Annotated in this window: 11 protein-coding genes; 3 read left to right on the top strand and 8 right to left on the bottom strand. The window is 59.3% G+C overall.

Translation table 11 applies throughout. The features are described from left to right. Positions 1 to 65: 65 nt before the first annotated feature. The 8 genes from rseP to rpsB all read right to left on the bottom strand — a co-directional run bounded on the left by rseP (position 66) and on the right by rpsB (position 7,537). Positions 66 to 1,418: a sigma E protease regulator RseP gene (gene rseP / locus TK42_RS01525; protein ID WP_103733453.1), complete on the bottom strand. Its 1,353-nt coding sequence runs from the start codon at positions 1,416 to 1,418 to the stop codon at positions 66 to 68. A 51-nt stretch (positions 1,419 to 1,469) separates the two neighbouring features. Next, a complete protein-coding gene (ispC, locus tag TK42_RS01520) occupies positions 1,470 to 2,660 on the bottom strand; it encodes a 1-deoxy-D-xylulose-5-phosphate reductoisomerase (protein ID WP_005785718.1) in 1,191 nt (396 codons plus the stop codon). Beyond that, a complete protein-coding gene (locus TK42_RS01515; RefSeq protein WP_032877374.1) occupies positions 2,657 to 3,463 on the bottom strand; it encodes a phosphatidate cytidylyltransferase in 807 nt (268 codons plus the stop codon). Before TK42_RS01515 ends, ispC begins: the two co-directional genes overlap by 4 nt. Further along, the gene (gene uppS, locus TK42_RS01510) at positions 3,464 to 4,219 is read right to left on the bottom strand and encodes a polyprenyl diphosphate synthase (protein WP_032877375.1); all 756 of its coding nucleotides are present in this window, start codon (positions 4,217 to 4,219) and stop codon (positions 3,464 to 3,466) included. Between the two features lie 17 nt (positions 4,220 to 4,236). Then, a complete protein-coding gene (gene frr / locus TK42_RS01505; RefSeq protein WP_032877376.1) occupies positions 4,237 to 4,794 on the bottom strand; it encodes a ribosome recycling factor in 558 nt (185 codons plus the stop codon). After that, positions 4,791 to 5,534 carry a UMP kinase gene (gene pyrH / locus TK42_RS01500; protein WP_003189161.1) on the bottom strand — a complete coding sequence of 248 codons (744 nt, stop codon included), beginning with the start codon at positions 5,532 to 5,534 and terminating at the stop codon, positions 4,791 to 4,793. The genes frr and pyrH overlap by 4 nt, the downstream gene beginning before the upstream one ends. A 210-nt stretch (positions 5,535 to 5,744) precedes the next feature. Then, positions 5,745 to 6,608: a translation elongation factor Ts gene (tsf, locus tag TK42_RS01495; protein ID WP_103733452.1), complete on the bottom strand. Its 864-nt coding sequence runs from the start codon at positions 6,606 to 6,608 to the stop codon at positions 5,745 to 5,747. A gap of 191 nt (positions 6,609 to 6,799) precedes the next feature. Next, a complete protein-coding gene (gene rpsB / locus TK42_RS01490) occupies positions 6,800 to 7,537 on the bottom strand; it encodes a 30S ribosomal protein S2 (protein WP_003189158.1) in 738 nt (245 codons plus the stop codon). A gap of 387 nt (positions 7,538 to 7,924) precedes the next feature. Here rpsB and map point away from each other — a divergent pair, with 387 nt between their 5' ends. The 3 genes from map to dapC all read left to right on the top strand — a co-directional run bounded on the left by map (position 7,925) and on the right by dapC (position 12,819). Further along, positions 7,925 to 8,707, top strand: a complete 783-nt coding sequence (gene map, locus TK42_RS01485) for a type I methionyl aminopeptidase (RefSeq protein WP_032877377.1) — start codon at positions 7,925 to 7,927, stop codon at positions 8,705 to 8,707. Between the two features lie 66 nt (positions 8,708 to 8,773). After that, a complete protein-coding gene (locus TK42_RS01480) occupies positions 8,774 to 11,476 on the top strand; it encodes a [protein-PII] uridylyltransferase (protein WP_032877378.1) in 2,703 nt (900 codons plus the stop codon). Positions 11,477 to 11,619: 143 nt separating this feature from the next. After that, positions 11,620 to 12,819 (top strand): succinyldiaminopimelate transaminase, encoded by a 1,200-nt coding sequence (dapC, locus tag TK42_RS01475; RefSeq protein WP_103733451.1) that lies wholly within the window; start codon positions 11,620 to 11,622, stop codon positions 12,817 to 12,819. Positions 12,820 to 12,873 lie beyond the last annotated feature (54 nt).

Raw genomic sequence — 12,873 nt, 5'->3', positions numbered from 1 at the left:
TCTTATTCCAACTGGCAATAAACAAACTGCCGCAAAATGCGGCAGATTCGCAATTCAGCGAAGCGTTACAGTCGTCCCAGATCGTTGACCAGAGCTAACAACATCACCCCGACCACCAAACTGATACCGATCTGTATCCCCCAACCCTGCACCCGATCCGACAAGGGGCGACCACGCACCCACTCGACCAGATAAAACAGCAGATGCCCCCCATCCAATACTGGAATGGGCAGCAAATTCAGAACCCCAAGGCTAATACTCAGATAAGCCAGGAAATTCAGGAAATCCGCGACACCCGACTGGGCAGAAGCGCCCGCCACTTTAGCAATGGTTATCGGTCCACTCAAGTTTTTTACCGAGAGCTCACCGAACAACATTTTCTTGAGGGATTCGAGGGTCAGTACGCTCATGGTCCATGTGCGTTTCGCACCCTCGCCAATCGCGGCCAAAGGCCCGAAGCTGACCTCTCGAACCATCGATGGCGGCCATTCGACACCTTTGACCCCGGCACCCAGGTAACCCCCGGCCGCCTTGGCCTCCCCGCGAACCGACAAGGTCACGGGAACGTCGATTTGAGCACCCTCGCGCTCAACTTTCAGCACAATTCTGGTATCAGGACGCACACGTACCAGGTCGACCACTTGCTGCCAGTCACCCAGCGCCTGGCCATCGAGGGCCAGCAGGCGATCACCGGTTTTCAGGCCTGCGGCCTGGGCCGGACCTTTCGGATCCAGCTCAGCCAGTACCGGCGGCAAGGCCGGACGCCAAGGACGAATCCCCAGGGATTTGATCGGATCAGGCTCATCGGCGCCCTTGAGCCAGTGGTCCAGAGCCAACGCCCGCGGGGTTTCGGCACTGGAATCCTGGTCACGCACCACCACATTGACGGTGCCACTTTCACCCAGGCGGCGCACCAACTGCAAATTGACCGCGCCCCAACCGGTGGTCGGCTCGCCATCAATGGAAACAATTTCCTGCCCTGCCACCAAGCCGGCCCTGGACGCGATGCTGTCCGCCTCGACTGCACCGATGACCGGGCGCACCTGCTGGCTGCCCATCATGGCCAGAACCCAGAAGAACACCATTGCCAACAGGAAGTTGGCGATCGGGCCCGCTGCAACAATTGCGATACGCTGACGAACGGTCTTGCGATTGAAAGACTGATCCAATTGATCAGCCGGCACTTCACCTTCGCGCTCATCGAGCATCTTGACGTAGCCACCCAACGGGATAGCGGCAATCACGAACTCGGTGCCACGACGATCATGCCAGCGCAACAATGGCATGCCGAAACCAACGGAAAAGCGCAATACCTTGACGCCGCAACGACGCGCCACCCAGAAGTGGCCGAATTCGTGGAAGGTAACCAGCACACCCAGAGCAACCAGGGTGCCGACAATCATGTAGAGCGCACTCATCTAATTTCTCCGCATTTCAATCCGATGCCTGAAGGCTCAAACGCGCCCACCCTAACGTGTGTCGCGATCCAGCCATTGCTGGGCCAAGGCTCGGGCCTTGGTATCAGCCTCAAATACCGCTCCCAGGTCATTTACAGCCACGACTGGCTCAAGATTCAGGACGTCCTCGATGATACTCGCGATCTGCGGAAAGCGGATGCGCCGTTCGAGAAACGCCGCCACGGCCACTTCATTGGCCGCATTGAGCATGGCCGGCGCGCTGTTACCCGCCTCGGCCGCTTGCCGCGCCAGGCGCAGGCACGGAAAACGCTGCTCGTCCGGGGCTTCGAAGTCCAGGCGCGCAATCGCAAACAGATCCAGGGGCGCCACGCCGGAATCGATCCGCTCCGGCCAGGCCAAGGCATTGGCGATCGGCGTGCGCATATCCGGGTTGCCCAACTGCGCCAACACCGAACCGTCCACGTAATCGACCAGGGAGTGGATCACGCTTTGCGGGTGAATCACCACCTCGACCTGATCAGGCCGTGCATCGAACAACCAGCACGCCTCGATCAGCTCCAGGCCTTTGTTCATCATGCTCGCCGAATCCACGGAAATCTTGCGCCCCATGGACCAGTTCGGATGAGCGCAGGCCTGATCGGGAGACACATGCTCAAGCTCAGCCAGCGGAGTCTGCCGAAAGGGACCACCGGACGCCGTCAGCAGAATCCGACGCACACCGACCTGGCTCAAGCCGCGGGCGAAATCCCCGGGCATGCACTGGAAGATTGCGTTGTGCTCGCTGTCCAGCGGCAGCAGGACCGCCCCACTCTTGCGCACGGCTTGCATGAAGAGTGCGCCAGACATGACCAGGGCTTCTTTATTGGCCAGCAGAATTTTCTTGCCGGCATCGACTGCCGCCAGGGTAGGACGCAACCCCGCCGCGCCGACAATCGCCGCCACCACGGTATCCACATCGGCGTCGGCCGCCACCTGGCACAACCCCGCTTCCCCGACCAGCACCTGGGTGGTCAACCCCGCAGCCCGCAGATCATCCTGCAGCCCACGGGCCGCCGCGGCCTCAGGCACTACAGCAAAGCGCGGTGAGTGGCGCACGCACAAGGCCAGCAATTCGCGCAAACGCGTGAAGCCGGTCAGGGCGAAAACCTGGTAACGATCCGGGTGACGAGCGATGACATCCAGGGTACTCAGCCCGACGGAACCGGTCGCGCCCAGTACGGTAACCTGCTGCAGGCCGCTCACGAAGCGATCATCCACAGCAACACCGCGAAGATCGGCAGCGCGGCAGTGAGGCTGTCGATGCGGTCCAGCACGCCACCATGACCCGGCAGCAGGTTACTGCTGTCCTTGATCCCGGCCTGGCGCTTGAACATGCTCTCGGTGAGGTCACCCACCACCGAGATAAACACGACGATAGCGGTGCCCAGCAAGGCCAGTAGAACCTCTTTCACCGACCAGTCACGCACCAAACCGACCACCAGCGTGATCAGTAGCGTCAAGGCCAGGCCACCGTATACGCCTTCCCAGCTCTTGCCCGGGCTGACGGCCGGAGCCAGCTTGCGCTTGCCAAATGCGCGACCAGAGAAGTAGGCGCCGATATCGGCCCCCCACACCAGCACCATCACGGCCAGGATCAATTCATTACCGATAGGGTAGCGCTTGATTTCCACCAGCCCTTGCCAGGCCGGTAGCAGGATCAGCAATCCGATCACCAGCTTGCAGGCCACGCTGGACCATTGACCGCTGGTGCGTGGGTAAGTCAGCACCAGGAATGTTGCCAACGCCCACCACAGCACCGCCGCCCCCAATACCCAGGGTGCGATGTCCGGCAGGATATACATCAGGAACAACAACACCGCGACCACTGCGGCGTACGCCACGCGCGGCAACTGGTTGCCGAAGCCTGCCAGGCGCGCCCATTCCCAGGCACCCAGGCTCACGACCAGGCCGATAAACAGCGCAAAGCCGGAGCCTTCAAGCAGGAAAAAACCGCACAAGGCAATCGGCAGCAGGATCAGCGCCGTGATGATTCGTTGTTTAAGCATTTAAACCCGGGCTCCAGCTTCGATCTGCTCGCTCGTTTTACCGAAACGACGCTGACGGGAAGCGAAATCGGCCAGCGCATTGCGCATGGCATCGTGTTTGAAGTCCGGCCAGAACAGGTCGGAGAAGTACAACTCGGTATAGGCTAGCTGCCACAACAGGAAATTGCTGATGCGATGCTCGCCACCGGTACGGATACACAAGTCCGGCAACGGCAGGTCGCCGGTCACCAGGCAGGTTTGCAACAGTTCGGGCGTGATGTCGTCGGGGCGCAGATGGCCGGCCTGCACTTCGCGGGCAAGCCGTTGCGCAGCCTGGGCGATATCCCACTGGCCGCCGTAATTGGCTGCGATCTGCAGCACAAAACGATTACTGCCTGCGGTGATAGCCTCGGCTTCGCGCATGGCCACTTGCAGTTCCGGGTGGAACCGCGAGCGATCACCAATGATGCGCAGACTGATGTTGTTGTCATTGAGGCGCTTGGCCTCACGACGCAGCGCCTTGAAAAACAGGTCCATCAAGGCACTGACTTCGTCGGCGGGCCGCTGCCAGTTCTCACTGGAAAAGGCGAACAAGGTCAACACTTCGACCTTGGCCTCGGCGCACACCTCAATCACCGCCCTTACCGCGTCAACACCCGCTTTATGCCCGGCAACACCCGGCATAAAGCGTTTTTTCGCCCAGCGATTATTCCCATCCATGATGATCGCGACATGGCGCGGCACCACGGAGGGCACAGTCTGCTTGGTCTTTTCCATAAAGGCGTCCTGACCCCTTATACGGCCATCAGGTCCTTTTCTTTTTCTTCGGTAGCCTGGGTGATCTTGGCTTCGGCGTCCTTGGTCAACTTGTCGATATCAGCAACGGCACGACGCTCTTCGTCTTCGCTGATTTCCTTGTCCTTGACCAGCTTCTTCAGGTCACCCAACGCATCGCGACGGATGTTACGCACGGCAACGCGCGCATCTTCAGCGGCACTGCGCGCCTGCTTGGTGAAGCCCTTGCGGGTTTCTTCGGTCAAAGCTGGCATGGAGATCAACAACAACTCGCCGAGGTTGGTCGGGTTGAGGTTCAGACCGGCGCTCTGGATCGCCTTGTCGACTGCCGCGAGCATGTTGCGCTCGAAGGCCACGACTTGCAGGGTGCGCGAGTCCTTCACGGTCACGTTGGCCACGCCGCTGAGCGGGGTGTCGGAACCGTAGTAAGGCACCATCACGCTGCCCAGGATGCTCGGGTGCGCCTTGCCGGTACGGATCTGACCAAATGCATGGCTCAGGGATTCCAGGGATTTCTGCATACGCGCCTGGGCGTCTTTCTTGATTTCATTGATCATTGTTGGCCTTCCTCGATCAGAGTCCCTTCCGCGCCGCCGTGTACGATATTCAGCAGGGCGCCGGGCTTGTTCATGTTAAATACGCGCAGCGGCATCTTGTGGTCGCGGCACAGGCAGATAGCAGTCAGGTCCATCACACCCAGCTTGCGATCCAGCACTTCATCGTAGGTCAGATGATCGAACTTCTCGGCATGCGGGTCTTTGAATGGGTCTGCAGTGTATACGCCATCTACCTTGGTGGCTTTGAGCACCACGTCGGCATCGATTTCGATAGCGCGCAGGCACGCCGCCGAATCCGTGGTGAAGAACGGGTTGCCTGTGCCAGCGGCAAAGATCACCACTTCCTTGGAGTTCAGGTGGCGCATGGCTTTGCGGCGATCGTAGTGATCGGTCACGCCAACCATGGAGATAGCCGACATCACGATGGCCGAGATATTGGCACGCTCCAGGGCGTCGCGCATGGCCAGGGCGTTCATCACAGTGGCCAGCATGCCCATGTGGTCGCCAGTGACCCGATCCATACCGGCCGCACTCAGTGCCGCGCCGCGGAACAGATTGCCGCCGCCGATCACCAGGCCGACCTGCACACCGATACCGACCAATTGGCCGACTTCCAGCGCCATGCGGTCAAGCACCTTGGGGTCGATCCCGAACTCTTCCGAGCCCATCAGGGCCTCGCCGCTGAGCTTGAGTAGAATGCGTTTATAGCGAGCCTGATAACCACTGCCCTGCTGAGCCATTGCGAATCTCTCCTGCGGCGTATTTTTTAAAAATTCTTGGCGAGCCGTTTACGGCTTGCGTTCACTCTAGCTGGACGCTGTCACAGCGCCATCGGAACACGGCTTTGTAAGCCAGTTCCGAGAGGAAACCAAATAAAATTGGCCTTCCCATTTGAAAAGAGGCTGCGCGCGTGAGCGGGCAGCCTCTTTCGGCGACAGTTTGGGACTGTCTTATTGCTTGGCGGCAGCCAGCTGGGCAGCAACTTCTTCAGCGAAGTTGTCGACCGGCTTCTCGATGCCTTCGCCTACTTTGAAGTAAGTGAAGGAAACGATTTCAGCACCGGCTTTCTTGGCCAGTTCGCCAACCTTGATTTCAGGGTTCTTGACGAACGCCTGCTCAACCAGGCTTGCTTCGGCCAGGAACTTGCTGATACGGCCTTTGACCATGTTCTCAACAATGTTTTCTGGCTTGCCTTTGATTTTTTCTTCGTTCAGCTGCAGGAACACAGCTTTTTCGCGCTCGATCGCTTCGGCAGACACTTCCGAAGGCAGCAGGAACTCAGGGTTGCTTGCAGCAACGTGCATAGCGATGTCTTTGGCCAGCTCAATGTCGCCGCCTTTCAGAACAACTGCTACACCGATTTTGTTGCCGTGCAGGTAACCACCAACAACATCACCTTCAACGCGAACCAGGCGACGGATGTTGACGTTTTCGCCAACCTTGCCGACCAGTACCAGACGAGCTGCTTCTTGAGCTTCGATCAGAGGCTCAACAGTGGTCAGCTTGTCAGCGAAGGCTTTTTCGACGCTGGCAGCAACGAATGCCTTGAAGTCATCCTGCAGAGCCAGGAAGTCGGTCTGCGAGTTGACTTCCAGCAGAACGGCGGATTTGCCGTCTTCTTTCAGGGCGATAGCGCCTTCAGCAGCGACGTTGCCTGCTTTCTTGGCAGCCTTGATGGCGCCGGAAGCACGCATGTCATCAATGGCTTTTTCGATGTCGCCGCCGGCCTTGGTCAAGGCCTTTTTGCAATCCATCATGCCTTCGCCGGTACGCTCACGCAGTTCTTTAACCAACGCTGCAGTAATCTCTGCCATTTCAAAATCCTCTTGGATAGGTTTTCAACCATTCCACCCGATCAAACGGGCGATCAATTCTTCCCGAATTTCCGTTGTAGGCCGCTGCACGTTACAAATGATGTAGCTGCGCTGCCGACAAATGGTTTTCGAGGTGGCAAAAAGGGGGCCAAGCCCCCTTTTTGCTTACTGAGTCAACGCCAGGGCGTCAGTTACTCAGCGGCAGCTACCGGAGCTTCTTCAACGAACTGCTCGGTACCGCCAGCAACGTGGTTGCGACCACGGATTACAGCGTCAGCCATCGAACCCATGTACAGCTGGATAGCGCGGATTGCGTCATCGTTGCCTGGGATGATGTAGTCAACGCCTTCCGGGCTGCTGTTGGTATCGACTACGCCGATAACCGGGATGCCCAGCTTGTTGGCTTCGGTGATCGCGATGCGCTCGTGATCAACGTCGATAACGAACAGTGCGTCAGGCAGACCGCCCATGTCCTTGATACCACCCAGGGAACGATCGAGCTTTTCCAGGTCACGGGAGCGCATCAGCGCTTCTTTCTTGGTCAGCTTGGCGAAAGTACCGTCTTCGGCTTGCACTTCAAGGTCACGCAGACGCTTGATGGAAGCACGGATGGTTTTGAAGTTGGTCAGCATGCCGCCCAACCAGCGGTGATCGACGTACGGCGAACCGCAACGTGCTGCTTCTTCAGCAACGATCTTGCCAGCGGAACGCTTGGTGCCGACGAACAGGATCTTGTTTTTGCCCTGGGCCAGACGCTCTACGAAAGTCAGAGCTTCGTTGAACATTGGCAGGGTTTTTTCAAGGTTGATAATGTGAATCTTGTTACGCGCGCCGAAAATGTATTTACCCATTTTCGGGTTCCAGTAACGGGTCTGGTGACCGAAGTGCACACCGGCCTTCAGCATATCGCGCATGTTGACTTGGGACATGATAGTTCCTTAATAAGTCGGGTTTGGCCTCCACGTATCCCAATGACCAACCAGCGGCATCAAGGCCTCCGGCACCCAGGTCATCGTGTCGACACGTGTGTGGATTTAAGCTTTTCGGGGTATCCCCGGAAAGCGGCGCATTTTATACCACAGCAAGGGCGAAAACGAAACCCGCAATCACACCTGACCGCAGCGATCTGTGCGCAAGCCGTTGAATAGAGCGGATTTACCCCCACCCTATAGATAGAAGCGATCGTCAGGGGCTCATGGTTTACCGCCCGCGTCTGTTAGAATCGCGTTTTTTGTGGCTTGTGCGAATTCAGCAACCTTTTGTCGCACGCCCGTAAACCGTATTGATTTCAGCGCGTCGCGCTAGAGAGAGCCTGTATGACCGTTAGTTTGAAAACCGCCGAAGACATCGCCGGCATGCGCATCGCCGGCAAACTGGCCGCTGACGTGCTGGAAATGATTGCAGAGCATGTAAAGCCGGGCGTCACCACCGAAACCCTGAACCAGATCTGCCACGACTATATCGTCAATGTGCAAAAGGCCATCCCTGCGCCGCTGAACTACAAAGGCTTCCCCAAGTCGATCTGCACCTCGGTCAACCATGTGGTGTGCCACGGCATTCCCGGTGACAAGCCGTTGAAGGACGGCGACACCCTGAACATCGACGTCACCGTGATCAAGGACCGCTACTTCGGCGACACCAGCCGCATGTTCCACGTCGGCAACGTGCCGGTCTGGGCCGAGCGCCTGTCCCAGGTGACCCAGGAATGCATGTACAAGGCCATCGAAATCGTCAAGCCAGGCTGCCGCCTGGGTGACATCGGTGAAGTGATCCAGAAGCACGCCGAAAAGAACGGCTTCTCGGTGGTGCGCGAATTCTGCGGCCACGGCATCGGCACGGTGTTCCACGAAGAACCACAGATCCTGCACTACGGCCGCGCCGGCACCGGCATGGAACTCAAGGCAGGCATGACCTTTACCATCGAGCCGATGATCAACCAAGGCAAGGCCGATACCAAGGTGCTGGGCGACGGCTGGACCGCTATCACCAAGGACCGCAAGCTCTCGGCCCAGTGGGAACACACGCTGCTGGTCACCGAAACCGGCTACGAGATCTTCACGTTGCGCGCAGACGACACCATTCCTCGCGTTTCGGCGTGAGGGTTGCTTCGGTTTTCCAGCTTCAACCGTGTGACTGACTCAATAGATAGATAGGAAAGCCGACCGATGCCCCAGGTGGATCCCGAACTCTTCGACCGTGGCCAGTTCCAGGCCGAGCTGGCATTGAAGGCGAGCCCCATCGCCGCCTTCAAGAAAGCCATCCGCCAGGCGCGCGAGGTGCTCGACGCGCGTTTTCGCAGTGGTCGGGACATCAGACGACTGATCGAGGACCGCGCCTGGTTCGTCGATAACATCCTGCAGAAAGCCTGGGAACAGTTCAGCTGGAGTGCAGACGCCGATATCGCCCTGGTGGCGGTCGGCGGCTACGGTCGCGGCGAACTGCACCCCTACTCCGACATCGACCTGTTGATCCTGCTGGACAGCGCCGACCACGAAACCTTTCGTGATTCCATCGAGCGTTTTCTGACATTGCTGTGGGACATCGGCCTGGAAGTCGGCCAGAGCGTGCGCTCGGTGGATGAATGCGCCGAAGAGGCCCGTGCTGACTTGACGGTGGTCACCAACCTGATGGAAAGCCGCACCATCTGCGGCCCCGAGCGCCTGCGCCAGCGCATGCTCGAAGTCACCAGCACCGCACACATGTGGCCGAGCAAGGATTTCTTCCTGGCCAAGCGCGCCGAACAGAAGGCGCGGCACCACAAGTACAACGACACCGAATACAACCTGGAACCCAACGTCAAAGGGTCCCCGGGCGGGCTGCGGGATATCCAGACGATTTTGTGGGTGGCGCGCCGCCAATACGGCACGCTGAACCTGCGCGCCCTGGCTGGCGAAGGCTTCCTGGTGGAGAGCGAAAACACCCTGCTGGCCTCGTCCCAGGAGTTCCTGTGGAAGGTGCGCTACGCCCTGCACATGCTCGCCGGGCGCTCCGAGGACCGCCTGCTGTTCGATCACCAACGCTCCATCGCCACCCTGCTGGGCTTTGAGGGCGAAGACGCGAAGACCAGCATCGAAAGCTTCATGCAACAGTACTACCGGGTGGTCATGAGCATTGCCCAGCTCAGCGACCTGATCATCCAGCACTTCGAGGAGGTGATCCTGGCCCCCGAAGACGAAGCGCCGCCGCAGCCGATCAATGCGCGCTTCCAACTGCATGACGGTTATATCGAAGCACGTAACGACAACGTGTTCCGCCGCACCCCGTTCGCCATGCTGGAAATCTTCGTGCTGATGGCCCAGCAGCCGGACATCAAAGGCGTGCGCGCCGATACTATCCGTTTGCTGCGGGAAAACCGTCACCTGATCGACGACGAATTTCGCAACGACATCCGCAATACCAGCCTGTTTATCGAACTGTTCAAGTGCCGCATCGGCATCCACCGCAACCTGCGGCGCATGAACCGCTACGGCATTCTCGGGCGCTACCTGCCGGAGTTCGGCTTTATCGTCGGGCAAATGCAGCACGACCTGTTCCACATCTACACCGTCGATGCCCACACCCTGAACCTGATCAAGCACCTGCGTAAGTTGCAGTACACCCAGGTGTCAGAGAAATTCCCACTGGCCAGTAAACTGATGGCCAAGCTGCCCAAGCCTGAGCTGATCTACTTGGCGGGCCTGTATCACGACATCGGCAAGGGTCGCCATGGCGATCACTCGGAAATCGGTGCAGTGGACGCCGAAGCCTTCTGCCAGCGTCACCAGTTACCCCTGTGGGACAGCCGTCTGATCGTCTGGCTGGTGCAAAACCACCTGGTGATGTCGACCACTGCCCAGCGCAAGGATTTGTCCGATCCACAGGTAATCCACGATTTCGCAGGAATCGTCGGCGATGAAACCCGTCTCGACTATCTTTATGTGCTGACCGTCTCCGACATCAACGCCACCAACCCCACGTTGTGGAACTCCTGGCGCGCCAGCCTGTTGCGCCAGCTGTACACCGAGACCAAGCGCGCCCTGCGCCGCGGCCTGGAGAACCCGGTGGACCGCGAAGAGCAGATCCGCCGCACCCAAAGTGCGGCCCTGGATATTCTGGTACGCGGTGGTAACGACCCGGACGACGTCGAACAGCTCTGGTCGCAACTGGGCGACGACTATTTCCTGCGCCACACCGCCGGCGACGTGGCCTGGCACAGCGATGCGATCCTGCAGCAGCCGGCCGACGGTGGCCCGCTGGTATTGATCAAGGAAACCACCCAGCGCGAATTCGAAGGCGGCACGCAGATCTTCATCTACGCGCCGGACCAGCACGACTTTTTCGCCGTGACCGTGGCCGCCATGGACCAGCTCAACCTGAACATCCATGACGCTCGGGTCATCACCTCCAGCAGCCAGTTCACCCTCGACACCTACATCGTGCTCGACACCGACGGCGACTCTATTGGCGATAACCCGGCGCGGGTGAAAAAGATCCGCGAAGGCCTCACCGAAGCCCTGCGCAACCCGGACGATTACCCAACCATCATCCAACGCCGGGTACCACGCCAGCTCAAGCATTTTGCCTTTGCGCCCCAGGTGACCATTTCCAACGACGCGCAGCGACCGGTGACGGTGCTGGAACTCAGCGCGCCGGATCGCCCAGGCCTGCTGGCGCGCATCGGCGGGATTTTCCTGGAGTTCGACCTGTCGTTGCAGAACGCCAAGATTGCGACCCTCGGCGAACGGGTGGAAGACGTGTTCTTCATCACCGACGCTGATAACCAGCCGCTGTCCGACCCTGAGCTGTGTCGCCGCCTGCAGGATGCGATCGTGGAACAATTGAGCGTGACCCAGGAACCCGGCGTTGAGCTGACCCGACTGACTATTTGAATTCTTAACTTTGTGAACACGAGTCATGTGGGAGCTGGCTTGCCTGCGATGCAGACACCTCGGTCCGTCAGGTCGACCGCAGTGATGCCATCGCAGGCAAGCCAGCTCCCACAGGGGCCGCGCTCACCGTGATAGAGGCTTATATGAACAACGCCCTTAACCAGTTGCAGCCCTACCCTTTCGAGAAACTGCGCGCCCTGCTCGGCAGCGTGACGCCGAACCCGGACAAACGCCCGATTGCACTGTCCATCGGCGAACCCAAGCACAAGTCCCCGACCTTTGTCGCCGAGGCGCTGAGCAACAACCTCGACCAGATGGCGGTGTACCCCACCACGCTGGGCACCCCTGCCCTGCGTGAAGCCATCGGCGCCTGGTGCGAACGCCGCTTCAATGTGCCCAAGGGCTGGTTGGACCCGGCGCGTAACATCCTGCCGGTCAACGGCACCCGTGAAGCCCTGTTCGCCTTCACCCAGACCGTGGTTAACCGTGGCGACGATGCGCTGGTGGTTAGCCCCAACCCGTTTTACCAAATCTACGAAGGCGCCGCGTTCCTGGCCGGGGCCAAGCCGCATTACCTGCCGTGCCTGGATAGCAATGGCTTCAACCCGGACTTCGACGCCGTCTCCCCCGACATCTGGAAACGTTGCCAAATCCTGTTCCTGTGCTCCCCAGGCAACCCGACCGGCGCGCTGATTCCCGTCGACACACTGAAAAAACTCATCGCCCTGGCCGACGAATACGACTTCGTGATCGCCGCCGACGAATGCTACAGCGAGCTGTACTTCGACGAACAAACCCCGCCGCCGGGCCTGCTCAGTGCCTGCGTCGAGCTGGGGCGCCAGGACTTCAAGCGTTGCGTGGTATTCCACAGCCTGTCCAAGCGTTCCAATCTGCCGGGCCTGCGTTCGGGCTTCGTGGCCGGCGACGCCGACATCCTCAAGGCCTTTTTGCTGTACCGCACCTACCATGGTTGCGCGATGCCGGTGCAAACCCAGCTAGCCAGCATCGCTGCCTGGCAGGACGAAGCCCATGTACTGGCCAACCGTGACCTGTACCGCGAAAAGTTCGATGCGGTGCTGGCGATCCTCAAACCGGTGCTGGATGTACAAAGCCCGGACGGCGGCTTCTATCTGTGGCCGAAGGTGAACGGTGACGACGCGGACTTCTGCCGCGATCTGTTTGTGGAAGAACATGTGACGGTAGTACCGGGCTCTTACCTGTCCCGCGAAGTCGACGGTTTCAACCCAGGCGCAGGGCGTGTGCGCCTGGCATTGGTTGCGCCATTGGCCGAATGTGTCGAAGCGGCTGAGCGGATTCGCGATTTCATACAGCGCCGCGTTTGAGTTTCAAGCCGCTCCCACACCGTGGGAGCGGCCATTACCGATGTATCTTGCAAC

The organism is Pseudomonas sp. GZJR-8, assembly GCF_002916705.1.
GTDB classification, from domain to species: Bacteria; Pseudomonadota; Gammaproteobacteria; order Pseudomonadales; family Pseudomonadaceae; genus Aquipseudomonas; species Aquipseudomonas synxantha_A.
The sequence above is the reverse complement of the archived record's forward strand: the minus strand, read 5'-3'. Positions and strand labels throughout refer to the sequence as shown.

Bases quoted from the DNA above. Each gene is read 5' to 3' on its own strand.
- frr (WP_032877376.1), bottom strand. From the start codon at position 4,794: ATGATCAATGAAATCAAGAAAGACGCCCAGGCGCGTATGCAGAAATCC.
- TK42_RS01480 (WP_032877378.1), top strand. From the start codon at position 8,774: ATGCCCCAGGTGGATCCCGAACTCTTCGACCGTGGCCAGTTCCAGGCC.
- map (WP_032877377.1), top strand. From the start codon at position 7,925: ATGACCGTTAGTTTGAAAACCGCCGAAGACATCGCCGGCATGCGCATC.
- tsf (WP_103733452.1), bottom strand. From the start codon at position 6,608: ATGGCAGAGATTACTGCAGCGTTGGTTAAAGAACTGCGTGAGCGTACC.
- rpsB (WP_003189158.1), bottom strand. From the start codon at position 7,537: ATGTCCCAAGTCAACATGCGCGATATGCTGAAGGCCGGTGTGCACTTC.
- uppS (WP_032877375.1), bottom strand. From the start codon at position 4,219: ATGGAAAAGACCAAGCAGACTGTGCCCTCCGTGGTGCCGCGCCATGTC.
- TK42_RS01515 (WP_032877374.1), bottom strand. From the start codon at position 3,463: ATGCTTAAACAACGAATCATCACGGCGCTGATCCTGCTGCCGATTGCC.
- rseP (WP_103733453.1), bottom strand. From the start codon at position 1,418: ATGAGTGCGCTCTACATGATTGTCGGCACCCTGGTTGCTCTGGGTGTG.
- pyrH (WP_003189161.1), bottom strand. From the start codon at position 5,534: ATGGCTCAGCAGGGCAGTGGTTATCAGGCTCGCTATAAACGCATTCTA.
- dapC (WP_103733451.1), top strand. From the start codon at position 11,620: ATGAACAACGCCCTTAACCAGTTGCAGCCCTACCCTTTCGAGAAACTG.